Origin of the sequence: Ureibacillus aquaedulcis, from assembly GCF_030418165.1 — a bacterium.
Lineage (GTDB): Bacteria > Bacillota > Bacilli > Bacillales_A > Planococcaceae > Ureibacillus > Ureibacillus aquaedulcis.
In genome coordinates, this window is sequence record NZ_JAUHTQ010000005.1 from 44,811 (window position 1) to 68,560 (window position 23,750).

At 38.3% G+C, this 23,750-nt stretch carries 24 protein-coding genes, 1 tRNA gene and 1 riboswitch; of the genes, 1 reads left to right on the forward strand and 24 read right to left on the reverse strand.

Translation table 11 applies throughout. The features are described from left to right. Positions 1-106: 106 nt before the first annotated feature. The 15 genes from QYB95_RS08610 to QYB95_RS08680 all read right to left on the reverse strand — a co-directional run bounded on the left by QYB95_RS08610 (position 107) and on the right by QYB95_RS08680 (position 12,553). Entirely contained in the window at positions 107-1,411 is a 1,305-nt protein-coding gene (locus tag QYB95_RS08610) for a DEAD/DEAH box helicase family protein (RefSeq protein WP_301137937.1), read from the reverse strand. Between the two features lie 203 nt (positions 1,412-1,614). After that, on the reverse strand, positions 1,615-2,070 hold the full coding sequence (locus tag QYB95_RS08615; RefSeq protein WP_301137938.1) for an HNH endonuclease: 456 nt from the start codon (positions 2,068-2,070) through the stop codon (positions 1,615-1,617). A gap of 144 nt (positions 2,071-2,214) precedes the next feature. Continuing rightward, complete coding sequence (locus QYB95_RS08620; protein WP_301137939.1) at positions 2,215-2,808, reverse strand: ribbon-helix-helix domain-containing protein; 594 nt, start codon at positions 2,806-2,808, stop codon at positions 2,215-2,217. A 211-nt stretch (positions 2,809-3,019) separates the two neighbouring features. Further along, positions 3,020-3,994, reverse strand: coding sequence for a tyrosine-type recombinase/integrase (locus tag QYB95_RS08625; protein WP_301137940.1), 975 nt, complete (start codon positions 3,992-3,994; stop codon positions 3,020-3,022). A gap of 170 nt (positions 3,995-4,164) precedes the next feature. Then, positions 4,165-4,238: transfer RNA gene (locus tag QYB95_RS08630), tRNA-Arg, on the reverse strand. Between the two features lie 120 nt (positions 4,239-4,358). Beyond that, positions 4,359-4,865 carry a metallophosphoesterase gene (locus tag QYB95_RS08635; protein ID WP_301137941.1) on the reverse strand — a complete coding sequence of 169 codons (507 nt, stop codon included), beginning with the start codon at positions 4,863-4,865 and terminating at the stop codon, positions 4,359-4,361. A 272-nt stretch (positions 4,866-5,137) separates the two neighbouring features. Further along, on the reverse strand, positions 5,138-5,731 hold the full coding sequence (locus QYB95_RS08640) for an XTP/dITP diphosphatase (protein WP_301137942.1): 594 nt from the start codon (positions 5,729-5,731) through the stop codon (positions 5,138-5,140). After that, complete coding sequence (gene rph / locus QYB95_RS08645) at positions 5,731-6,489, reverse strand: ribonuclease PH (protein WP_301137943.1); 759 nt, start codon at positions 6,487-6,489, stop codon at positions 5,731-5,733. Before rph ends, QYB95_RS08640 begins: the two co-directional genes overlap by 1 nt. Positions 6,490-6,718: 229 nt before the next feature. After that, entirely contained in the window at positions 6,719-7,513 is a 795-nt protein-coding gene (racE, locus tag QYB95_RS08650; protein WP_301137944.1) for a glutamate racemase, read from the reverse strand. A gap of 19 nt (positions 7,514-7,532) precedes the next feature. After that, positions 7,533-7,973, reverse strand: coding sequence for a MarR family winged helix-turn-helix transcriptional regulator (locus QYB95_RS08655; RefSeq protein WP_301137945.1), 441 nt, complete (start codon positions 7,971-7,973; stop codon positions 7,533-7,535). A gap of 142 nt (positions 7,974-8,115) precedes the next feature. Beyond that, positions 8,116-8,337 (reverse strand): helix-turn-helix domain-containing protein, encoded by a 222-nt coding sequence (locus tag QYB95_RS08660; protein ID WP_301137946.1) that lies wholly within the window; start codon positions 8,335-8,337, stop codon positions 8,116-8,118. A 72-nt stretch (positions 8,338-8,409) separates the two neighbouring features. Further along, positions 8,410-8,853 carry an acyl-CoA thioesterase gene (locus QYB95_RS08665; RefSeq protein WP_301137947.1) on the reverse strand — a complete coding sequence of 148 codons (444 nt, stop codon included), beginning with the start codon at positions 8,851-8,853 and terminating at the stop codon, positions 8,410-8,412. A gap of 479 nt (positions 8,854-9,332) precedes the next feature. Further along, the gene (gene sdhB, locus QYB95_RS08670) at positions 9,333-10,112 is read right to left on the reverse strand and encodes a succinate dehydrogenase iron-sulfur subunit (protein WP_301137948.1); all 780 of its coding nucleotides are present in this window, start codon (positions 10,110-10,112) and stop codon (positions 9,333-9,335) included. 21 nt (positions 10,113-10,133) lie between these two features. After that, entirely contained in the window at positions 10,134-11,879 is a 1,746-nt protein-coding gene (sdhA, locus tag QYB95_RS08675) for a succinate dehydrogenase flavoprotein subunit (RefSeq protein ID WP_301137949.1), read from the reverse strand. A gap of 59 nt (positions 11,880-11,938) precedes the next feature. After that, a complete protein-coding gene (locus QYB95_RS08680; protein ID WP_301137950.1) occupies positions 11,939-12,553 on the reverse strand; it encodes a succinate dehydrogenase cytochrome b558 subunit in 615 nt (204 codons plus the stop codon). Positions 12,554-12,822: 269 nt separating this feature from the next. Here QYB95_RS08680 and QYB95_RS08685 point away from each other — a divergent pair, with 269 nt between their 5' ends. Then, positions 12,823-13,239 carry a YslB family protein gene (locus tag QYB95_RS08685; RefSeq protein ID WP_301137951.1) on the forward strand — a complete coding sequence of 139 codons (417 nt, stop codon included), beginning with the start codon at positions 12,823-12,825 and terminating at the stop codon, positions 13,237-13,239. Between the two features lie 115 nt (positions 13,240-13,354). On the opposite strand, the gene QYB95_RS08690 is transcribed toward QYB95_RS08685, so the two are convergent. From QYB95_RS08690 to QYB95_RS08730, 9 genes are all read right to left on the reverse strand, one after another. Further along, positions 13,355-14,578, reverse strand: a complete 1,224-nt coding sequence (locus QYB95_RS08690; RefSeq protein WP_301137952.1) for an aspartate kinase — start codon at positions 14,576-14,578, stop codon at positions 13,355-13,357. Positions 14,579-14,720: 142 nt separating this feature from the next. Further along, a riboswitch (Lysine riboswitch) is annotated at positions 14,721-14,903 on the reverse strand. 28 nt (positions 14,904-14,931) lie between these two features. After that, positions 14,932-16,722 (reverse strand): excinuclease ABC subunit UvrC, encoded by a 1,791-nt coding sequence (uvrC, locus tag QYB95_RS08695; RefSeq protein ID WP_301137953.1) that lies wholly within the window; start codon positions 16,720-16,722, stop codon positions 14,932-14,934. Positions 16,723-17,093: 371 nt separating this feature from the next. Then, positions 17,094-17,447 (reverse strand): thioredoxin, encoded by a 354-nt coding sequence (trxA, locus tag QYB95_RS08700; protein ID WP_301138090.1) that lies wholly within the window; start codon positions 17,445-17,447, stop codon positions 17,094-17,096. Between the two features lie 191 nt (positions 17,448-17,638). Further along, complete coding sequence (locus QYB95_RS08705; RefSeq protein ID WP_301137954.1) at positions 17,639-18,613, reverse strand: electron transfer flavoprotein subunit alpha/FixB family protein; 975 nt, start codon at positions 18,611-18,613, stop codon at positions 17,639-17,641. A 31-nt stretch (positions 18,614-18,644) separates the two neighbouring features. After that, positions 18,645-19,418, reverse strand: a complete 774-nt coding sequence (locus tag QYB95_RS08710; protein WP_301137955.1) for an electron transfer flavoprotein subunit beta/FixA family protein — start codon at positions 19,416-19,418, stop codon at positions 18,645-18,647. An 80-nt stretch (positions 19,419-19,498) separates the two neighbouring features. Continuing rightward, on the reverse strand, positions 19,499-20,272 hold the full coding sequence (locus QYB95_RS08715; RefSeq protein ID WP_301137956.1) for an enoyl-CoA hydratase: 774 nt from the start codon (positions 20,270-20,272) through the stop codon (positions 19,499-19,501). Positions 20,273-20,445: 173 nt separating this feature from the next. Further along, entirely contained in the window at positions 20,446-21,027 is a 582-nt protein-coding gene (fadR, locus tag QYB95_RS08720) for a fatty acid metabolism transcriptional regulator FadR (protein ID WP_301137957.1), read from the reverse strand. A 169-nt stretch (positions 21,028-21,196) separates the two neighbouring features. After that, the gene (locus tag QYB95_RS08725; RefSeq protein WP_301137958.1) at positions 21,197-22,891 is read right to left on the reverse strand and encodes a long-chain-fatty-acid--CoA ligase; all 1,695 of its coding nucleotides are present in this window, start codon (positions 22,889-22,891) and stop codon (positions 21,197-21,199) included. A gap of 378 nt (positions 22,892-23,269) precedes the next feature. Next, entirely contained in the window at positions 23,270-23,683 is a 414-nt protein-coding gene (locus QYB95_RS08730) for a DUF350 domain-containing protein (protein ID WP_301137959.1), read from the reverse strand. Positions 23,684-23,750: the final 67 nt, after the last annotated feature.

Sequence of the window (23,750 nt, forward strand, 5' to 3'; positions counted from 1 at the left end):
TTATGCGATTTATATATATTCTTCTATAAGGAAATCAGAAAAAAGACCAGTAACGATAAGTGGTTTTAGAATCACTTATGCAAAAATTCGATAAATCTTTTCCAATTCACTTTACAATAAAGGTATCGTCTTTTTCGAACCAAGCTACCGCTTCTCCATTTAGATACTTTTCTAACAAGTTCCTCATTCTACTTGAGGGGATATACAAATTAATAACTTCTCCTCTTCTAATTCTGCTTCTGAATAACCATTGAATCAATTCAGATAATGCCCAAAAATCTTCATCAACTTTTACATTGTGAAATTGAAAAAACTTCTTTTCAACTGGATTCATAAACCTATTTGCAAGATAGATACATACTTCTTTATCGATATAATCATTTGTTGCTCTAGCAGTAAGGGAAACGAATTGTTTCTTAGCTGATTTAGGCGTAAGTTTCTTTTCAAAATCTTTCAAGCATGTCCACATAACTTTATCTGACTTTACCTTGCATTTATTCCCGTAGAAATTATAAGCGTGACTCCGAATCAATTTAACCATCTCTTTATCTTTAGCACTCTCTGTTAACCAACTTCTACTAAAAGCACCTTTTTTCTCTCCAACAGCGTTCATATCTTTTTCATTGTACTTAGAAGGATAATAGATGTTTATGTTCTGTTTCAGAAATGCAACGTTCTCTTGCGTAGGTTTAACATATTGAGTTAATTCAAAACGACCAGTATCTCTGTTTAATTCTACAGAATTGAAATACATTGGCACTTCAAACATTTTGAAATAATACCGTTGCGATTGCCCCCAGAACATATATGTTAGAATGATAACATCCTTGAACGCTTTGAACACTGATACAGGAAATGTCCAAAACATAGCTGTGTCATTAAATATCATCAGATTATTTGTCTTAGCTAGTCTCTCAATTCGTTTAAACGTTCCATCATATTTTTCTTTTTTCCAAGTAACAAACCCATTTTCATCAACAGTTACATATGGTTCATTCCCATCATGACCAAGCAATAATTTAATATCATCTTTCGATATTTGTGCTTGTTCAATAACGTTTGCTACCTCATCAAGAATAAGCGTATAGTTATGAGATTTGATAAAAGTTAATGTCGCTTCATCGATGTTTGAAAATAACTCATGCGTACTAGCAATATCCTTTCCAAGCCTTACTAATCGCTTTAAACTGTCTAGTTTTGTTACATTGTTTTTATCCACCTCAGGCTCTGAAAATTTCCTATTTGTAACAGTGTTTTTTACCCTTTTGACTTCAGATAAAAATGGAGTGATAAACATAAACTTCTTTGATTCATCAGCTTCATTCATAAGTTGAATTGCCCAAGAGGTTTTTCCTTTTCCACAAGTAGCATCTATTATTCGAATTGCTTCTCTTTTTAATTCTTTTTCCAAGTTAACTCCCTTTTCTAATGGTTATGTTTCGCTATTATTAGCAACCATTTATTTCACTCCCTTCATGTTGTGGTTAGTAATTGAATGATATGATGCTCAAAATATCAATAACTGTTCGGTACAGTTTTTCATCCCTATTTTAATAGGTATATATTGATAAAACTAGGTACTTCCAATTTCATTATTTTCAAATGATTACTGTCTTATTGTGATAATCTTTTCTTTTTTTGCTTGTGATAACTTCTGCGTTGACACTCTCTCTGATAACATATTCTACATAAGTTATTAGTAAACACTCGTGGTACTGCTTCGTTGCAACAACTACATTTCTCCTTATATTGTTGACGCCTTTTTTCTATTTCGTGTTGATATTGTTTTACATATTCCTGCTCAGCCTTGATTAATGCTTTGAATTTTTCATCTGGCATCTTTCCTTTGCGTAGATTACATTCTCTACATAGTATCTGAATATTAGATATATCATGACTACCACCATCTGCTAGTGCAATAATATGGTCTGCATGTGCTTTGTTCGGCAAATAACGACCGACTCCATAATTATCTAGCACTTCGCATCCACAAGCTTTGCAGTAATATCCTTCTGTTTCAAGCAGATGTTTCCTAATCTTAGCCAATTGATAGGATGTCATAATCTCCATAAAAAATCTCCTTTTTCTTGTTTTTTAAAAGAACGTAAAAAAGAGCGAACTAAATGTAATCAGCTACCAATAGAAAACACACTTCCCCTGTTAAATATAGGCTGTATTATTAGTGTCTAACAAAAATTAATTTCCTCCCACAAATCATGTTATTTCCATAAAAAATTGCTCTTTAGCTCTTAACTTAAATTCTTCATCATTAAATTTTTCAACAATTAAATCTGCTAATTCATCTTCATCCAAATCTTTATATTCATTTCTTTCTACTCCCATTAATTCAAAAAATAATTCTGGAAGAGCCCGATGTTTAAATCTTAGTAACTTAGCAAAACTTATAGGATTTTCTTCATCATAAAGTTTTCCTAACTCCACTATTTCCTCTAAATAATATTCTTCGTAGGCTTTATCTATCTCATAGAGTAATTCGTCTAACAAGTCATATTTATTACCTACTCTATGCTCATTAAGTTGTTCTAGTCTACCACGAGGGGTACTATACTGTGCAAGAGTCTCAGATTGAAGTACCGCAACCTTGATATAATATTTTACAAAATCAATTACATCCCCTTTTTCAAGTAATGCTTGTTCTTTATTCTCGTACATAAAGTTAATGGCACTTCTCAATAATTCAGAATGACTCGCATCATCGTTTTTTAAGATATTTTCTTTAATGAAGCTCATCTTATTAGCTGTTTCTTCATCTAATCTAAAACTAACTGTTTTATTTACTTTCTCCATCGAGTAAGCCTCCTTTGTATTACATTATGTTTACATTAGTAATACAATAATACATTTCCATACTACTTGTCAATTATCGTTGACAAAAATTGTTGTTTTCCCTAACATGAAGCCCGAGTTGAAGATACTACTGGAACAAAAGACTGCCTATGCTTTAAAAATTAAGATAATAGAATTTAAAACTTAGACAACCTTATGAAATCTTTACTATTTACAAGTATTCTCTCAAATCCTTCGCCACTTCTTCTACATCTAAATCCAAGTATAGTGTAGTCGTATCAAGGGATTGGTGTCCCAAAGCTTTACTGATAAGAGCAATGCTAGCACCCTTATTAAGTAAGTTCTTCGCATACGCCCTTCTAATAGCATGAGGATTCATATTCTCTAAGCCGAACTTTTTACTGTACTTGGTTAGTTGCTTCGAAATTGCATTATTCGTTGATTTAGTATTTAATGTAGTTCCCACATTGGATATAAAAACACTTGTGTTCGACTCTTTGTAATATGCTCTAATTTTACGATTCTGTTTAATCAATATTTTGTATAAACCTATAAGCTGCTCGTCAATAGGCAATTTTAATAATTGATGATTCTTTAAAATTGAGCCATCTAAAACGAGTTGTTTGTTTTCAAAATCAACATGGTGTTCCTCTAATAACCCCAATGTATTGATTCGAATTCCAGTCTTGTACATAGTAAGAATTGCAGTGGCATCTCTTAGCCCTATAAATGTACTACTATCGATTAAAGACAGCAAAACTTGTATATCATTTGGTTTCGCACCCTTCTTAACCTTCTTATCGACTTTTACATTAATAGTTTGCCAAAACTTACTGTTGTACCACCCATTGTTATAGCATTTACTTAAAAATGATTTGAGTGCCTTTAAACGTGTAAGTTTCGTTTGGTTGGTCACTTGCATGGATTCTAGCCATTCATAGATTGTCTCTGTCTTCACTTCGTCTACATACTCTATATTCGTTACTTTTTGGAAATTTAGGACAATGGTTTCATAATCCTTCATTGTACGTGTTCTGTACCCGCTCGTTTGCATCTGTTGAAGAATGATACATAAGGCATCTTCAACTTTTTTTGAATGATTTACTTTTGCATTTGATTTCTGTGGGATGATTTCAATTCCTTCTAGGTCAAAATCAATATTAAAGAGACCCGATTTTTTTGTCATAATAAAAAAATCCTCCATTCATTTGAATTGGAAGATAATTTCGTGTCTATTTTATCGTAATTTTTTGAGGGTAATAAAAAAGGGATTCTGCATCGATGACCGAAGCCCCGACCGAATCCCTAATTTCTCACAAACCCTTATGTATCAATGGTTCGTGTACGTTTTTATGACGTCCCAGGAGGGATTCGAACCCCCGACCGTACGCTTAGAAGGCGTATGCTCTATCCGGCTGAGCTACTGAGACATTTCGCAATCAAGTTAATTACCTGAAAGACAATTATTATTATAGGCTTAATAATAAGAAAAGTCAACGGTATTTATAAAATAATTTTTTATTTGTTTATAAATTTTTCCGTATCTAGTATTACTCGGTTAATTCATAAGTATTTGTAAAGATTTCTACACCTTTATCAGTATATGCTGTGACCTTCCACTTATGATTCGTAAATTCCACAACTGCATAACTTTTTTCAGCAATGCCGCGCGGTTTCAGCAAACTCCCTGGATTCACGAATAACATGTTGTCCACCAGTTCTGCTCCTAACACATGGGAATGGCCAAAGAAGGCTGCTTTTGCCTCCACTTCTTTTGCACGGTAAAGTAGATTCATGATTGTCGTTTTTACATTCAATAGATGTCCGTGGGCAACAAATACTTTCAGCCCTTCAACTTCGAATAAATCCTCATTCGGGAATCGATCATCTTCATCGCAATTGCCCCGCACTTTTCTAACCCCTTCTAAATAGGGATGATCAAATGCTAGCTCACTGTCTCCACAATGGATGATGGCTTCTACATTTTTATTTGCTTCACGAACTCGTTTAATAACCTCTGCATCCCCGTGGGTATCACTCATTACTAATAATTTCACGACATACACCTCCACTTAATAAAAGATGTCCAGTATTTTTAGGAAATTGATTACTCATATAAGTTACCAACGTTCTTCAAAAATACTGGACCAGATTGAAATGTTATGGGCAATTTAATTATATCAGACAAAACTTGATATTTATCGGACACTTTTTCGATTTTACAGGACAGAAATTACATTTTACCGGACACTTTCCTAAATTTACCGGACATTTCAACAAAACCCATAAATTCTAGTTCCATAATTACTTGGTCCACATTCAAAAAACCCTATTTCATCAAATTCGGCAGTTCTTCCGCCAATTTACGAATTGCATTGCCTCGGTGGGAAATGGCTCCTTTTTCATCAGGCGTTAATTCCGCCATTGCACGATCTAATTGTGGTACGAAGAAGATTGGGTCGTATCCGAATCCGTTTACTCCGCGTTTCTCATGCAAAATTACTCCTTCACACGTACCAAATACCGTATAAGTCTCCATTCCTGGGCCCGCAATGGCTAATGCACAGCAAAAACGTGCCGTACGCTCCGATTCAGGAACACCCTCTAATTTCTCGAGTACTTTTACAATATTGGCTTCATCGTCGTGGTCGCCTGCATAACGCGCTGAATACACGCCAGGTTCGCCGTTAAGGGCATCTACCGCTAATCCGCTATCATCTGCAATGACTACCTTTCCAAGCTGACGAGAGAGGGTTTCTGCCTTTAGGATTGCATTTTCCTCAAAGGTCTTCCCTGTCTCTTCTATTTCCATATCAGGGGCTACTTCAAACATTGTTACGACTTCATAGCCTAATGGAGAAAACAGTGCTTCGAAATCTTTCGCTTTACCTTTATTTTTTGTTGCAATCACGACTTGTTTCATTACGCTTCCTCCTTTACAGTCCGCACTAGTGCTGCTGCTTCACCCAGCACGGATGTTTGAATGGCAATTAATTCATGGATCCCCTTTTCGCCTAAATCCAATAATTCATTTAGTTCACTTCGGGAAAATGTTGCTTCTTCGCCTGTTCCCTGGATTTCAACAAAACGGCCGCTGCCTGTCATTACGAGATTCATGTCCACCGCTGCAGAAGAATCTTCGACATAATCCAGGTCCAATACTGCACCAATTTCATCCACAAAGCCTACACTTGTTGCAGCCAAATAGTCGACAATCGGGAACTTCGCAAATGGTTTAGCTTCATGAATTTTGGCTAGTGCCTGGGTTAATGCGACAAAAGCTCCTGTAATTGAAGCAGTGCGAGTTCCGCCATCCGCTTGAATCACATCACAGTCAATCCAGATTGTTTTTTCCCCAAGTGCCTCTAAATCGACGATAGCACGTAATGCTCGTCCGATTAAACGCTGAATTTCCATCGTACGTCCATTTAATTTTCCGCGAGAAGAATCACGTTGTGTTCGGTCTGCTGTTGCTCTTGGAAGCATTGAATATTCAGCAGTAATCCATCCTTTTCCTTGGCCGCGCAGGAAGCCGGGTACTCGGTCATCTACTGTTGCTGTACAAATAACCTTCGTATTGCCCACTTGAATTAATACAGAGCCTTCTGGATGCATTAAATAGTTTGGTTCAATTGAAACAGGTCTTAATTGTTCTACAGCTCGTCCATCATGTCTTGTCATAAATATCCTCCTCGTTGTTTCGCGCTACCCATCTTACCATAATTTATGACTCTTTTCGAGTGCTGTAGCGCGGAGAACTGTTTGTGTGCGTGCCCTTGCACAATTCCCAAACAATTTATAAAAAATCCCCCCAAAAAAGCCCAAAAGCAGGAAGTGCCTACTTTTGGGCTTTTTGATAAGTTTGCATGGAAACAGAATTTTTCGATAGAGATATTATCGATGGATAAGTTTATAAATTTATACGTCGTATATCTAACTCTTTCGATTCCAGCCAATTGTTTGCAATCATTCGAAAAATCGGTACTGAACCTGTTGTAAAGAATACATGGTGCGGGTTGCCTTTAGAAGTTGAAAGCTCTTGATTATATTCAAGGATATCTTTCACCTCTTTGGCAGTTTCCTCAGCTGAGGAAAGTACTGCTACATGCGGCCCTACAACCTTTTCGATATGATGCTGGATAATTGGATAATGAGTACATCCTAAAATAACTGTATCAAACTTTTTGTCGGCGAGCGGCTTTAACCCTTTTGCTACTAAGTCGAATGCAAACTGTCCTTCATATTCCCCGCTTTCCACAAGCGGAACAAAAGTTGGACAGGCAAGAGGAATTATTTTCGCCTTCGTACTTAAAGAAAGTAGAGCATTTTCATATGCTCCACTTTTTATTGTACCTTCTGTTGCAAGTACGACAATTTCATTTCTTTTTGTTTTTTTCTCTGCAGCACGTGCTCCTGCATTTATCACACCGACGACCGGAATCGACAGATGCTTCTGCAGACTTTCCAACGCTACCGCAGTTGCTGTATTACATGCGACGACGAGCATTTTAATATTCATTTTTTCCAATGCTTTAGCCATTTGCCATGTAAAGTGTAAAACTTCGCGTCTGTTGCGCGGTCCATATGGACATCTTGCTGTATCACCAATATAATATATCGTTTCATTGGGTAATAACTTCATTATTTGTTTTGCAACCGTTAAGCCGCCAACACCTGAATCAATAACGCCTATCGGGGCATTCACAAAAACCGCCTCAATCCTATTACATTTGTTGATGGAGTTTATTCAGCAGCTTTGATAAGCTTTCAACTTCAGCTTCATCAAAATCTACCAACACATCTTGCAAGTAATTTTGTCTTTTTTCGATTACTTCCTCGATAATTCTTTCGCCTTCTTGAAGTAAATGAATGTGTACAACTCGGCGGTCTTGCTCATCACGAATCCGCACTACTAATTCATTTTTTTCCATACGGTCAACTAAGTCCGTTGTCGTACTAAAAGCTAAATACATTTTATTCGATAATTCACCAATTGTCATATCGCCCGATTCATGCAGCCACTGAAGCGCTACAAATTGTGGAGGTGTTATCGTATAATTGCTTAATATCTCTCTACCTTTTTGTTTTATTAGATGTGAAATAAAACGTAATTCTTTTTCTAAAAATGCTACTGTATCGTGGCTGTGCTTTTCGTCCTTCCTCATTTAGTGCAGTCACTCCTCAAGAATCAATTCAGTCTATAGCGACTTTGAAATCCGTGTATATTACTCGGAACAAAATAGATATGCTAGACACTAAGATATAACTCTATTTTGAAGTGTTTTTGGCGAAATAGCAAGCATCCAATCAGTGTAATGATAATTCTTCTAGCCTCAGCAATTCAATTAAAGCTTGTGATCTACTGGATACGCCCAGTTTCTGAATCGTGTTTGAAATATGATTACGCACCGTTTTCTCGCTTATGCCCAACTTTTGCGAAATATCCTTAGTTGTATAATCCAAGATAAGTAACTGGAAAATTTCCCGTTCTCTTTTCGTCAAAAGTGAACGATGCTGCGGGCTATTCATAAGGCAACACCCTCCTATCTCCTCTTCTATGTAAAGTATGATAAGAGTTGAAAGGCTGTGAGGGCATTTTCACTATTTCGCTTGCAATATTAATTTTTCTTTTTCATCCCAAGGAATGGCTTTACCAGTAGATTTATCGATTTGCACAATCGTTCCTCTGCCGATAAACACAGGTTCATCTTTTTCGTTTCTTGCTAAATAATGAATATCAATGGAAGAATTTCCAATTCGTGCTGCCTTTACATAGATTCGGAGAGTTTCATCAAAATAAACTTGTTTTAAATAATCACATTGCAAATCTGCAACAACAGGAATTTTCGCCATCTGTCCTGAGGTCCAGTCGATGAAACTGAGATGTTTTAGATATTCAATACGTGCATACTCAAAATAAGCGAATGGCACTGTATTGTTTAAATGGCCATACATATCCGTTTCAGAGAATCGTACGGTTACCTCAACAAAGAACTTGAAATCTTCCTCCCATTTTTTTGGATCTTCAATATAAGCTGCCTTCATACTCAAAAACCCCTTCCCCATTTTCTCCCTAACCCGCCATCACTTGTTTTCTGTAGTTTTATATTGGATATTTCACTGTAAAAGTAGTTGCTACAGTTGAACTAGCTCGCTTTTCATGTTCTTTTTCAAAAAGTTAGCTCTAAAATGAATACCGGTTCATTAAATTATACCAAAAATGATAGCGGCGGAAAAAGGAATTGTTTTAGTATGTGGTGTAGATTATGGGTAAAAGCCCCCATAAATGGAACAGGTGCGGACCTCCAAACTAGCATCCCAAAGATCTCCATTTCCCCTTCGTGGGTGAAGAATAGAAATTATATTAGAAGAAGTTTTGTTTTAAAAAAGCATGAAGAATTTTATATCGCACTATCTTATGCAACACCAAGCAAAAAGGGTATCTAAAAGTCAAAAAAATGACTTAGATACCCTTTTTCTATAGGAAGAAATTACTTACTTCTTACTTTTAAGCGAATAATATATTAGTCAACCATGTTGTCTGAACCGAAGAAGTTACGGAACATTTGAACCGTTGTTGAACGGTTAAGTGCTGCAATTGACGTTGTCAATGGAATACCTTTTGGACATGCAGCTACACAGTTTTGTGAGTTACCGCAGTTTGCAAGGCCGCCATCGCCCATGATTTCCGCAAGACGTTCATCTTTATTCATCGCACCAGTTGGGTGTGTGTTGAATAAACGCACTTGTGATAATGGTGCTGGCCCGATAAACGAAGCTTTTTCGGATACATTCGGACATGCTTCCATACATACACCACAAGTCATACATTTTGATAATTCGTAAGCCCATTGACGTTTACGCTCAGGCATACGTGGACCTTCACCTAAATCGTAGCTTCCATCGATTGGAACCCATGCTTTAACTTTTTTAAGTGCGTTAAACATACGGCTGCGATCTACTTGTAAATCGCGTACTACAGGGAAGGTTTTCATTGGCTCCAGACGTACCGGTTGCTCTAATTGGTCAATTAATGTAGAACACGATTGACGTGGACGACCATTAATAACCATAGAACATGCCCCACATACCTCTTCAAGACAGTTCATATCCCAAGTTACTGGAGTTGTGTTTTGCCCATCTGAAGTAACTGGGTTTTGTTGAATTGCCATTAAAGCCGAGATTACGTTCATACCAGGGCGATAAGGCACTTCGAATTTTTCCCAGCGAGTTGCGCCACCTTCAGTATCTTGACGAAGGATTTCCATTTTAACAGTTCTTCCAGTTTCTACTGGCGTTGTCATGATTAATGACCTCCCTTAAGTTTATGAAGAATAGTCACGTTTACGTGGCGGAATTAGGGAAACGTCTACTTCTGCATAAGAAATTTCAGGTTCACCCGTTTGTGGATTGAACTTCGCCATAGTTGTTTTTAAGAAGTTCTCATCATCACGTTCTGGGAAATCTGGTTTGTAGTGCGCTCCACGAGACTCGTTACGTAAAAGTGCGCCTTTAGTAATAACACGTGCAAGGTATAACATGTTTTTCAATTGACGAGTGAAGTGAGCCCCTTGGTTACTCCATTTCTGTGTGTCATTGATATTAATGTTTTCCCAGCGTTGCAGTAATTCAGTAAGTTTATTGTAAGTTGCTTCAAGTCGATCATTGTAACGTACAACTGTTACATTGTCAGTCATTAATTCACCAAGCTCTTTGTGAATTAAGTATGCGTTTTCAGTTCCATTCAACTTAAGGATTGCATCCCATTTTTCTTGTTCTTCTTGTACGCGAGCGTCAAAGATAGATTGTGGAAGATCTTCCGCACGTTTCTTTAAGCCTTTAACATATTTAACAGCGTTTGGTCCGGCTACGCTACCACCATAAATCGCCGACAGTAATGAGTTCGCACCCAGACGGTTTGCACCGTGCTGTGAGTAATCACATTCACCTGCTGCAAATAGACCAGGAATTTCGGTCATTTGATCGTAATCTACCCATAATCCACCCATAGAATAGTGAACTGCAGGGAAGATCTTCATCGGTAATTTACGAGGGTCATCTCCTACGAATTTTTCATAGATTTCGATGATGCCGCCAAGTTTAACATCAAGCTCATGTGGATCTTTGTGTGAAAGATCTAGGTAAACAACGTTTTCTCCGTTCACGCCTAGTTTTTGGTTTACACAAACGTCAAAGATTTCACGAGTTGCGATATCACGAGGTACCAAGTTACCATAAGCAGGGTACTTTTCTTCAAGGAAGTACCATGGCTTACCGTCTTTGTAAGTCCAAATACGACCTCCTTCACCACGCGCAGATTCTGACATTAGACGGTTTTTGTCGTCCCCAGGAATCGCTGTAGGGTGAATTTGGATCATTTCACCATTTGCATAAGATGCACCTTGTTGGTAAACAATAGATGCTGCAGAACCAGTGTTGATGATTGAGTTAGTTGATTTACCAAAGATAATACCAGGGCCACCTGTCGCCATAATTACAGCGTCTGCGCGGAACGATCTGATCTCTTCATTTTTCATATCTTGTGCAACGATACCACGGCAATGGCCTTCGTCATCAAGAACCGCCCCCAGGAATTCCCAGTGTTCATATTTTGTTACTAATCCATCTACTTCATAACGTCGAACTTGCTCGTCCAACGCATAAAGTAATTGCTGTCCAGTTGTTGCACCAGAGAATGCAGTACGGTGCATCAATGTACCACCGAAACGACGGAAGTCTATAAGACCTTCAGGAGTACGGTTGAACATAACACCCATACGGTCAAATAAGTGAATGATACCAGGAGCGGCATCACACATTGCTTTTACAGGTGGTTGGTTTGCTAAGAAGTCCCCACCATATACAGTATCATCAAAGTGAATCCAAGGAGAATCCCCTTCACCTTTTGTATTTACAGCACCATTAATCCCGCCTTGCGCACATACGGAGTGTGAACGTTTTACGGGAACTAATGAGAATAATTCAACTTCAGTGCCTTCTTCGGCAGCTCTCATCGTAGCCATTAAGCCGGCTAAACCGCCACCTACGACGATGATTTTGCTTTTCGCCATGATTACTCTTCACTCCTCTAAATTTGCTCTGAACCTGTTCTGTTGTTCTACTAATGTAGTTATACGAATGCTAGAATTGCAGCAACACCAACGATACTTAATAGAACGAAGAAGATCATTGTTACGTATGTTGCAACTTTTTGTGAGCTTGCAGAGTGTGTAATGCCCCAGCTCACTAGGAATGACCAAAGACCGTTTGCTAAATGGAATGTAGCAGATAGGATACCTACAATATAAAACGCTAACATAAATGGATTGTTAACGATTTCTTCCATCATATTAAAGTCTACATCCGCACCAAGCGCTTTTTGAATACGTGTCTGGAAAATATGCCAAGCAATGAAGATTACAAGGAATACTCCTGTAAAACGTTGCAGCACGAACATCCAGTTACGGAATGTTCCAAAGCGGTTGACATTTGGTGTAGCTGTGAATGCAATATACAGACCGTATAATCCGTGGAATAAAATTGGTATGTAGATTACAACCCATTCAACAATCAACAGTAACCAATGAGGAATTAATTCCATCATCCCAGTTGAATTGTTGTAAGCTTCTTCCCCACCAGTAGCAGTGAAGTTCAGTGATAAGTGGAACACTAAAAACAGACCTACAGGAATTACACCTAATAGCGAATGTAAGCGTCTCCAGTAAAACTCATGATTTTTCGACAAGACTTTTACCCCCCTCAGTACTATTAAATACCTGACAATATCGTCACCATTTTGTAAACGATCCATCATTGACTGTGTATTTCATAATGGTACAATATTATGACATGTTCATTGTACTCCCATGTCTTACAAGCGTCAAGGTGACTTCCTACTTTTTATACATCCTTTTAAAGGATATTTATTCTATTTTAAGATGAAAATTTCTAGTTATCGGAACGTTTTTGTTATTTTACGCTAAAACAAGAAAAATAAGAAAGAGGTAATTTTAAATGACATCCAACGAGAACAAAACCATTCCAGTATTTGGTTATGATATTTTGCGTGATTACTTGCTGCCAACTATTCTTGGAAAACATGAAAAAGATGTGCTCTATTGGGCAGGTAAAGACTTAGCAAGAAAATTCCCATGTACCGATACCCAACTAATTATCTCCTTCTTCCAAGATGCCGGGTGGGGCAACTTAACATTGACTGAGGAAGAAAAGGATGGCTATGTTTTTCAACTTACAAATGATGTCGAATTATTAAAAATTACAGATCGCTCTTTTCGGATCGAAGCGGGATTTATTGCCCAACAGATCCAATCCATCAATGGCTTCTTAACGGAATGCTATGATGAAAAAAACGAAAAGCAACAGCAAATAACATTTACGGTAAAATGGGATCGAAAAGAGAAAATCCAGTAACAGAAACTATCAAAGCATTTCCCAATGGTTTTTCTTCATCTCGTTTCTTCCATATAAATAATGAAAGCCAATTCTTGTAACACTTTTCTAAACAAGAATTGGCTTTTCATTATTGTTAAGCAAGGATCTCAACAAGATTAAACTCATCATGCAAAACGTTCGCTGCACGAACCATTTCGTCTTGTGGAACGACAACAGATACCTTGATTTCAGAAGTACTAACCATTTTAACCAGGATATTCTCTTTACGCAGACGATCAAACATACGGGCAGCGACACCTGGATTTGATACCATACCCGCCCCAACGATCGATACTTTGGCCAAGCCAACCTCAAAATCCGCGAAACTAAACATTAACCTAGCTTTATTTTTCTCTAATACTTTAATAGCTTCTGCAAAATCTTCTTTTGCAATGGAGAATGAGATTGTAGGCTTAACGCCGTCAATCACTGCTTGGACAATAATATCTACATCAATCTGGTGTTCTGCAAGCGTTGTAAAGATATCAGCAAGGGATGATTGTTCATAAGAATCATAACCAACTGTTAAACGAATTATGTCTGCTTCATATGCTATACCACGAACAATTAAATTTTTCTCCATGTCTACCTCTCCCTTGATCAATGTACCTGCATGGTTTTCTGTACTAGAACGAACAACTAATGGCATTTCAACAATTTTTGCCAACTCCACCGCTCGAGGATGAATATATGTAGAACCCAGATTCGAAAGTTCAAGCATCTCATCATATGTCATCTGATTTAACTTTCTGGCTTGTTTGACTACAGAAGGATCCGCTGTATAAATCCCATCTTGGATAGTCAGGATTTCGACTTGCTCGGCATTGATTGCTGCCCCGATTGCAACCGCTGTCGTTTCCGGACCACCCTCGCCCATTAGTAGAATGTTGCGATTCCGGTCAATCCCCTGTGAACCCGCAACAATTACCAGTTTATCGTCAGCCAAATGCTCCATAATATGTCCCTGGTCAATACCCTGAATCAAGACATTTTGGTTGGATTTGATCACTTCAATTCCTGCCTGCCAGCCATTTAATGAAACAGCTTTTATTCCTTTCTTTTCAATCGACATCGCGAGCAAGCTGCATGCTGCTTGTGCATTGAGTGCAGTTAGTGCATGCTGCTCTCGTATCGAAGAATTATCCGCTAAAATCTGTGAATACTGAAGCAACTTGTCCTCCAAGTTTTCAATCGGGGGAACAACTGCAACGATTTGGTTCCCTCCGTTCTTTTGTTGGATCAATCTTTCAGAGATTTGTTCAATTTTTTCAGGTGTTGTTAGGGTTGCACTGTCTATTTTCACTACAATTATCGACATCGACACCTCTCCTTTTTAAAAGATTTTCTATTCCGAAAATTCGTTTTACTATAAGGTTTCTTATCCTTTACCTTATTAAAAAAACAGCTTTTCACAAAAGCGTGAAAAGCTGTCTGGAAAACATACCCAATGTAACGGAACGTTAAGCGATAGCCCTCCAGAACCTAGTTTGATTCTGACAATCTTATATTTCTTCAATGCAAAACAGCAACTAAATCGAGACAATGGACTTGTAACTTCTGCAAGTTACCTTTTCTCCAACCTTACGCGGGATTGTCTCCCCTGCAGATAAGTCTACTATTGCAACTTGCACCTTATCTGTTCCAGCAATTTAAATTAACATTATCATACAATTATTCCATTGACAACGTATCTTTGTGGAAGTGATTGTAGATGGCTTGAGCGGTTGCACTTGGAATATGCGCTGCCATCAATTCTTCTACAGATGATTGTTTAATCTTCTTAACGGAACCAAAGTGCTTTAATAGCTGCTGCTTCCGTTTTGGTCCAACGCCTTCAATTTCATCCAATACAGACTGAATCGCATTTGTTTGATGTTGTTGACGCAAGAATGTAATAGCGAAGCGATGGACTTCATCCTGGATTCTTTGCAGGAGGTAGAAACCATCACTTGTTCTTTTCATTTCGATTGGGACTGGAGGTTCGCCAAATAGCAATTGCGAAGTATTATGCTTTTCATTTTTGGCAAGCCCTGCAATTGGAATGAATAAGCCAAGTTCATCCTCAATCACTTCCCTTGCAACTTCCATTTGCCCCTTGCCACCGTCAATTATGATTAAATCCGGTAATGGCAGGTTTTCTTTTAATACTCTTGTGTACCTGCGTCGGATTACTTCCTGCATCGCTCCATAGTCATCATGCTTTGCCGCTTCCCTCAATTTATATTTCCGGTACTCTTTCTTGGCTGGCTTCCCATCAACAAAAACAACCATTGCCGATACAGCATCCGTTCCATGCATATGACTATTATCGAATGCTTCGATTCGAAGGGGTGCTGCTATATTCATTGCATCTCCCAGCTCTTCACAAGCACCGACTGTCCGCTCTTCCTGGCGTTCAATTAGCTGGAATTTCTCGCGGATTCCAATTTGGGCATTTTTCATCGCCAAGTCAACGAGTTCCTTTTTCGAACCACGCTTCGGAGTGATGACATTTACATCCAGATACTTTTCTAAAAGTGCTTTATCAATCTGTGAAGGAATGAAAATTTCCTTTGGTTTGATATGTTCCGGGATATCATAGAAGCGACCGACAAATGTGAGGAATTCTTCTTCCGAATCCCGGTAGATTGGGAAGATGGATACGTCCCGTTCAATCAATTTTCCTTGTCGGACAAAGAATACTTGAACACACATCCACCCTTTTTCTACGGCATAACCAAATACATCACGGTTTGATAAATCTCCAGTAATCATCTTCTGTTTTTGCATAACCGTTTCAATATGGGTGATTTGATCCCGGAATTCTTTTGCACGTTCAAATTCCAGATTTTCGGCTGCATCCAGCATCTTCTTCTCGATATCCAATTTAACATCCTCAAACCCGCCATTTAGAAACTTCGTAATTTCTTCAATCATTTCACCGTAAACATCGGTCTCAATCTCTTTTACACATGGTGCCAAACATTGACCTAGATGGTAATACAAGCAAACCCGGTCAGGAAGTCGTATACATTTCCTTAATGGGTACAATCGGTCAAGCAGCTTTCGTGTTTCCGTTGCTGCATAGGCATTGGGATATGGACCGAAATATTTGGCCTTATCCTTTTTTACTTTGCGAGTTATTAAAATGCGTGGATACTTTTCATTGGTAATTTTGATATATGGATAAGTTTTATCATCCTTCAACATCACGTTATACTTCGGGTCATGCAACTTGATAAGGTTCAATTCCAATATTAACGCCTCTAAATCACTAGAGGTCACGATATATTCAAAGTCTACGATTTCACTGACTAGTCGTTGTGTTTTGCCATCATGCGAACTATTAAAGTAAGAACGAACGCGGTTTTTCAGCACTTTGGCTTTCCCCACATAAATAATGGTGCCCTGACGATCTTTCATTAAATAGCAGCCCGGCTCATCCGGCAGAATGGCTAATTTATTTTGAATCGTTTCATTCATCTATCTCACCCTTACGAGCTTTTTTTAATATTATAATGGATTTAAAGAGGTTTAGGCGATTGAAAACTTGTTTCTCAGCTTATTGCAAATCAAATTTATGCTTTCTGTTTACATACAGAAAATTGAGTAGTTTAGAGAAAACGCAGCCTACTATGTAAGCTGCGCAATATATCTAGAAAGAAGATAATTAAGCGGGCCTTTACATAAGCCGGGGCAAAAACGCGGACGTTCTGTCGCATTGTTCCCTTGTTGGCCCCGAAGACCCGCTCACCCAAAGATCACTAAATTAGAATCTTTATAAGCAATCATTAAACTTCAAAAATGCAAAACAAAAAATATCCCAAAAGTACTAAAACTTTTGGGACACTCTCTTATTGGTTTTCGTTGATGAATTCGATTAAAGCTTCTTTCGGTTGGAAACCAACTGTTTTAGCTTTTAGCTCGCCGTCTTTGAATAACAGTAATGTAGGAATTGACATTACTTGGTATTCAGCAGCAGTTGCTTGGTTATTGTCTACATCAAGTTTAGCGATTTTCACTTGGTCGCCGATTTCTGCATCGATTTCTTCCAATACTGGAGCGATCATTTTACATGGTCCACACCAAGTAGCCCAAAAATCTACTAATACAACGCCTGAAGCGATTTCTTCTGAAAAGTTTTGATCTGTTACATGAACAATTGCCATTTTTATTGCCTCCTTAAATCTAACATCTGAATGTAGTATATCATGATAGAAATAATTGAGGTAGTAAAGTGAACTGAAAATGATACATAAAATTTACAATTCTTTTATAATCTTGATGGTGAAATAGTAAACGATAATGAAATTTAAATGACGCAAACCAGAACTTTGGGCGTCCGAATCCATGCAAAAACCTCCCCAATATTTTGGCGAGGTCTTGTGAATTCATTCAATTATGAGTTTACTTTTAGCGCTTTAAACTCTTCAATTAGCATAGGAACTACTTCGAATAGGTCCCCAACAATCCCATAGTCCGCTACCTTGAAGATGTTGGCTTCTGGATCTTTATTAATGGCAACAATTACTTTCGAATTGGACATTCCTGCTAAATGCTGGATTGCTCCGGAAATTCCCGCCGCAATATAAAGGTCGGGAGTAACAACTTTACCAGTTTGACCGATTTGCAGTGAATAATCACAATAGTCAGCGTCGCATGCACCACGCGATGCACCTACTGCCCCGCCAAGCAGGTTGGCAAGTTCTTTTAAGGGTTCGAAACCTTCTGCTGATTTTACGCCACGTCCCCCGGCCACTACAATTTTCGCTTCCGATAAATCTACACCCGTAGATGCTTTACGAACAACGTCTTTAATGATTGTACGTAAATTTTGAACGTCTACGGAGATTGATGCTACGTCACCAGTAAGACTTGCATTTTTCTCTAAAGGTTTAATATTGTTGGGACGAATTGTCGCAAATACAATGCCTTCTTTAATTTTTACTTTTTCAAATGCTTTGCCAGAGTAGATTGGGCGAATGAAAACTGCATCCTCTCCGGCCCCTTCAATTTCAGTAACATCCGAAATTAGACCGGAATTCAGTCTTGAAGCTAATTTAGGAGACAAATCTTTTCCTAAAGATGTATGGCCAAGTATTATGCCTTCCGGTTTTTCTTGCTCGCAGACTGCCAAGAATGCTTGGCTATAGCCATCTGATGTATATGATTTTAAATGGGGATGCTCGACTGTTACTACTCGATCCGCACCATAAGCAATTAACTCGCCTGCAAGATTTGCAACACTATCTCCAAGCAATACTCCTACAACTTCACCATCAGCAATTTGCTTTGCTGCAGCGATTGCTTCAAATGAAACATTACGTAAAGCACCCTCACGTACTTCGCCTAATACTAATACTTTGTTTGCCATTTGAAATCCCTCCGTTACCGTCTTTGTTTATTTAGACTACTTTTGCCTCTGAATGAAGTAAGTTCACAAGTTCCTTCACTTGTTGTGAAAGTTCTCCTTCTAATACACGACCAGCTGCTTTTTGAGGTGGTAGATAAATATCCACAATTTCTATTTTTACTTCTACATCATCCTCATCGATATCTAAATCATCTAGCTCAAGCTCTGCAAGCGGTTTCTTTTTCGCTTTCATAATCCCTGGCAGCGATGGGTAACGTGGTTCATTCAACCCTTGCTGAGCTGTTACTAACAACGGTAAAGAAGTTTCGATAATCTCAGAATCCCCTTCAATATCACGAACAATCTTTACATTTGTACCATCGATTTCCAAGTCTGTAATTGTTGTTACGTAGTTGATGCCCAGTAAATCTGCAACTCGCGGTCCAACTTGGCCAGTACCGCCATCGATCGCTACATTACCAGCTAAAATTAAGTCAACTTCTTTATCTTTTAAATATTCTGCTAGAATATAAGCGGCAGAATATTGATCTAATTCATCCAAATCATCTTCCGTATTGATAAGAACTGCTTCATCTGCACCCATTGCTAAAGCGGTTCTAAGTTGTTTTTCAGCGTCTTCCCCGCCGATTGTTAAAACTGTTACTTTTCCACCCTTTGCATCACGAACCTGAATTGCTTCCTCTATAGCATATTCATCATATGGGTTGATGATAAATTCAGCACCATCTTCCTGGATCTTGCCATTTGAAATAACAATTTTCTCTTCTGTGTCAAATGTTCGTTTAACCAATACAAAAATATTCATTTTCACTAACCTCCCAATTGCGATTATCTGATTGCTTGTACAATCTATGATTTATTCTGCTAAGCTATGAAAATAACAAATTATTTACCTGTAAATGTGGCTTTTCGTTTCTCTAGAAATGCTTGAATACCCTCTTTTGCATCCTCGGATTCGAATACAGTTCCAAAGCTTTCTGCCTCAGCCTTCACACCTTCAAAATATGCCTGGTGTTTACCGAATTGGAGCATTTCAATCGTTGCCTTTAAAGTGACCGGACTTTTTTGGGCAATCTTTTTAGCAATCTCCAGAGTTTTTGGCAGAAGTTCCTCTACATTAAACGCCCGTGTTGCAAGGCCTACCTGAACCGCTTCCTTTCCAGAAATAGGTTCACTTGTAAAGAGCATTTCTGCAGCTTTTGCAACCCCTACATAGCGAGGCAAGCGCTGTGTTCCCGCGAAACCAGGGATTAACCCCAGTTGGAGCTCTGGTAACCCCAGCTTTGCATCCTCAGAGACATATCGTATATGACATGCCATTGCTAGCTCTAAGCCGCCACCTAAAGCAGCTCCATGTATGGCTGCAATCACCGGTTTTGAGAACGTTTCTAACCGTTCAAATACCTTCTGGCCACCTAAAGCTAGTTTAGTAAATTCTTCACCCGAAGAAATCTCGGTAAATTCCTTAATGTCTGCACCGGCAGAGAAGAATCGGCCTTCCCCGTTAAGAACAATCACCCGAATTTCATCATCATTTTCTACAGCACTCAGCATTTCATCGACTTCCAAGATTAAACCGCGCGATAATGCATTTGCAGGAGGTCGTTGAATTGTTGCAATTGCTACCCCTTCTTCAACTTTCAAACTTAGAAACTCCATTCTCCCACTCCCTTTAAACAATCTGGCTAACCTCTACCCCTTTTGATGATTAGCTTTTAGGTAATCTAATTAATAAAATACTGGTCTTATCCAAATGGTTTAGCCTTATTTACTCTATAGTAGATAAACAAGGCTCCGTAAAAACTATTGCCCCAATGTAAGGCTCTGTTTTGCTAACCTTTTAAACCATTCAGAAGCATATTTCTTACTTTAGGTGCCGTCTCTATTAAATTGTATCGGAACTCGTTCATGACCCAACTTGTAATCGTTTCGTCGATTGTTCCAAACACCATCTGTCGAGCAATTCTCACATCCATTGTAGAATTGAACTCTCCCTTTAACATTCCCTCAATCAGAATCTCATCCAGAAGCTTCAAATACTCTTTTAAAATGGAGTTGATTTTCAACCTGATTTCTTTGTTAGACTGCCTTAATTCTAGTTGCGTAACTGTTGCTAGGTGGCGATCATTTGCTAAAACATTAAAATGGTTATCAATCATTTTTGATAATTTTTCAGTAGACGACTCACCATTTGAAATGATTTCCTGTAGAGATTCTACGAAGACACCCATTTTTTCTTGAAAGACGGAAATCAAAATATCTTCTTTATTTTTGAAATATAAATAGATTGTCCCGTCTGCAACTCCAGCCTGCTTTGCAATTTTAGAAATCTGTGCTTGATGATAGCCGTTTTCTGCTATTGCAATTACAGCGGCATCGATGATTTGTTTATACTTGGGTTTATCTCGTTTCATGCTGTTCACCACCATTAAAAACTCGGCTTTTGACACACTTTTCGTGTTTAGCCTTCACTTTTTTCTAGACGAACTGTGTTGCCTAAAAAAAATAAGAAAATATGAATGGTCATTCATTCATATTTTCATATTATAATTTAATAAAGATTCTGTCAATCATTGCATGAAATTATTTCGCTTGCAATGAATTCATTTTCTGTTTTTCCTCTTCAACTAAAGCACGTCTTAATATTTTGCCTACAGCGGTCTTCGGCAATTCTTTGCGGAACTCATAATGACGGGGTACCTTATAAGCAGCCAAGTTTTCACGGCAATATTTATTCAACTCTTCTTCCGTTGCAGATTTCCCTTCCCGCAGCACAATGTAAGCTTTAACAGTCTCTCCGCGATATGGATCTGGTATACCTGCAACCACGCATTCCAGGATCGCTTCATGTTCATAAAGCACTTCTTCGACTTCACGCGGATAAATATTGAAGCCCCCCGCGATAATCATATCTTTCTTGCGATCTACTACATAAAAATAGCCTTCATTGTCCATATAGCCTAAATCGCCGGTTAAGAACCATCCATTAAGAAAAGTCATCGCTGTATCTTCCGGCCGATTCCAGTAACCTTTCATCACTTGTGGACCCTTGACTGCAATTTCCCCCACTTCACCTGGAGGCAGAAGCTCACCGTCTGAAGAGCGAATGATGGTTGCATCAGTATCTGGCCAAGGTACACCTATCGAACCTGCTACCCGATTTTCCCAAATGAAGTTAGCGTGGGTAACAGGAGATGTCTCTGTTAATCCATAGCCTTCTACAAGCTTTCCGCCTGTAATTGCCTCGAATTTTTGCTGTACGTCAACCGGTAATGGTGAAGAGCCGCTCAAGCATGCTTTAATGGAGGATAGATTATAATTTCCGATCTCCGGATGGTTTAACAAGCCGATATACATGGTAGGCGCACCTGGGAAAAGAGTAGGTTTTTGTTTTTCTATCGTTTTCAAGACAAGCCCCACATCAAATTTAGGCAGCAAAACCATTTTAAATCCTTGCATAACCGACAAAAGCAGTACCGTTGTCATTCCATACACATGGAAAAATGGCAATACACCTAAAATGATTTCTTCTCCTTTTTTACATTGGTACATCCAGGCATCGCACATCTTGGTATTGGCTATCAGGTTTTTATGTGAAAGCATTACTCCCTTTGGAGAGCCCGTTGTACCTCCTGTATATTGTAAAAGCGCTATTTCATTTTCTATATCAAGCTCTCCGTAGTCAATCGGTGTCGGTCGGCTAGTGCGCAAGACTTCAGTAAATAAATGCGTCCCACCCTTATGCTCAACCTTCACGCTAAAACCATATTGTTTTTTCTGGACAAATGGATAGACAAGATTTTTGGGGAATGGCAAATAATCTTTAATACCTGTAATGATAACGTTTTCAATTTTTGTATTCTTCAACACTTTCATAATTCGCGGATATAGAATATCCAAAGCCAAGATTACCTTTACCCCTGCGTCTGTCATTTGGTATTGGAGTTCACGTTCGGTATAGAGTGGATTTGTTTGAACGACAACCCCACCCGCATATAGCGTACCATAATAGGCGATAACGGATTGGGGGCAGTTAGGAAGCATGATTGCGACACGGTCCCCTTTTTCAATGCCCAGACGTATTAAATAGTTGGCAAATTTTAATGAGGATTCATATAGTTCTTTGTACGTTACATCTCTCCCCATAAAATGTATCGCTATTTTGTTCGGATAATTATCACAGGCCATGGTTAGAAAGCTTTGAACAGGAACATTTGCGTAGGTCATGCTGTGAGGTATCTCTTTCGGATATTGGGAAAGCCAAACCTTCTCAGTCATTTACAACTCCCCTTCGCTCAACATTTTAAATATTCTTACAATTCATTATAATGGAAAAAGATTCTCCTTTCAAATTATTTTTATAAAACTATCGCTATTTTGCTAGAAAATGCGTGAATTTACTATCAAAGTGCAATATCTAGTAGTTTTCAATCCTGATATTTAGAGATTTATTGGATCTTCAATAAGCTTAAGACACAACGAAAATGCAAAAAAGCAAGCAGATTTGACTTATCTACTTGCCTTTTCTTCGATATTAAAAAAATTTTCAGACTGTGAGGAAAAGCTCATAAAGTTACTAAATAATAAATGCCCACTAAGATGAATAATATACAAACCACGATTAATACTTTTGCTAATTTTTCCATATATGTTCTCCTACGAAATACTTGCACCGATGACAAAGGAAAGTCCTACAGAGATTGTAAATGAAATGAAGCCTACAGAACGGTTTTCATTTGCAATTTCTTCATCGACTTTAAAGCGGGGGGTTAAAAACTCAAATAATATATAAGCAAAGATTAATAGAGTAAATCCGTACAATCCCCACCCAATCATCTCCAGTAAAGTTGAATGTCTTTCAATGGAATACCTGAAAATATTGCATATACCCAGTATTTTCCCCCCTGTTGCCAGTGATACAGCAACGTTGCCTTTTTTTATTTCTTCCCAGTTCTTATACTTTGTCACCAGTTCGAATATCACCATTGAAACAATTAAACAAAGAACAACTACGCTAAAATAACCGGCTGTTTCGACTAAAGGATGCTGCCAAAACCTCGAATCCAGCATAAAAGTCAACTCCCTTTTCACTTTGAAATGTGCATTGGCTTATTTTTTGTGCCTAATCTTACCCGGG

Excerpts from the sequence above, each read along its gene's own strand:
- QYB95_RS08615 (WP_301137938.1), bottom strand. The coding sequence starts at position 2,070 with ATGGAGATTATGACATCCTATCAATTGGCTAAGATTAGGAAACATCTG.
- QYB95_RS08620 (WP_301137939.1), bottom strand. The coding sequence starts at position 2,808 with ATGGAGAAAGTAAATAAAACAGTTAGTTTTAGATTAGATGAAGAAACA.
- QYB95_RS08625 (WP_301137940.1), bottom strand. The coding sequence starts at position 3,994 with ATGACAAAAAAATCGGGTCTCTTTAATATTGATTTTGACCTAGAAGGA.
- QYB95_RS08640 (WP_301137942.1), bottom strand. The coding sequence starts at position 5,731 with ATGAAACAAGTCGTGATTGCAACAAAAAATAAAGGTAAAGCGAAAGAT.
- rph (WP_301137943.1), bottom strand. The coding sequence starts at position 6,489 with ATGACAAGACATGATGGACGAGCTGTAGAACAATTAAGACCTGTTTCA.
- QYB95_RS08655 (WP_301137945.1), bottom strand. The coding sequence starts at position 7,973 with ATGAGGAAGGACGAAAAGCACAGCCACGATACAGTAGCATTTTTAGAA.
- QYB95_RS08660 (WP_301137946.1), bottom strand. The coding sequence starts at position 8,337 with ATGAATAGCCCGCAGCATCGTTCACTTTTGACGAAAAGAGAACGGGAA.
- QYB95_RS08665 (WP_301137947.1), bottom strand. The coding sequence starts at position 8,853 with ATGAAGGCAGCTTATATTGAAGATCCAAAAAAATGGGAGGAAGATTTC.
- sdhB (WP_301137948.1), bottom strand. The coding sequence starts at position 10,112 with ATGACAACGCCAGTAGAAACTGGAAGAACTGTTAAAATGGAAATCCTT.
- sdhA (WP_301137949.1), bottom strand. The coding sequence starts at position 11,879 with ATGGCGAAAAGCAAAATCATCGTCGTAGGTGGCGGTTTAGCCGGCTTA.
- QYB95_RS08685 (WP_301137951.1), top strand. The coding sequence starts at position 12,823 with ATGACATCCAACGAGAACAAAACCATTCCAGTATTTGGTTATGATATT.
- QYB95_RS08690 (WP_301137952.1), bottom strand. The coding sequence starts at position 14,578 with ATGTCGATAATTGTAGTGAAAATAGACAGTGCAACCCTAACAACACCT.
- uvrC (WP_301137953.1), bottom strand. The coding sequence starts at position 16,722 with ATGAATGAAACGATTCAAAATAAATTAGCCATTCTGCCGGATGAGCCG.
- QYB95_RS08705 (WP_301137954.1), bottom strand. The coding sequence starts at position 18,613 with ATGGCAAACAAAGTATTAGTATTAGGCGAAGTACGTGAGGGTGCTTTA.
- QYB95_RS08710 (WP_301137955.1), bottom strand. The coding sequence starts at position 19,418 with ATGAATATTTTTGTATTGGTTAAACGAACATTTGACACAGAAGAGAAA.
- QYB95_RS08715 (WP_301137956.1), bottom strand. The coding sequence starts at position 20,272 with ATGGAGTTTCTAAGTTTGAAAGTTGAAGAAGGGGTAGCAATTGCAACA.
- fadR (WP_301137957.1), bottom strand. The coding sequence starts at position 21,027 with ATGAAACGAGATAAACCCAAGTATAAACAAATCATCGATGCCGCTGTA.
- QYB95_RS08725 (WP_301137958.1), bottom strand. The coding sequence starts at position 22,891 with ATGACTGAGAAGGTTTGGCTTTCCCAATATCCGAAAGAGATACCTCAC.
- QYB95_RS08730 (WP_301137959.1), bottom strand. The coding sequence starts at position 23,683 with ATGCTGGATTCGAGGTTTTGGCAGCATCCTTTAGTCGAAACAGCCGGT.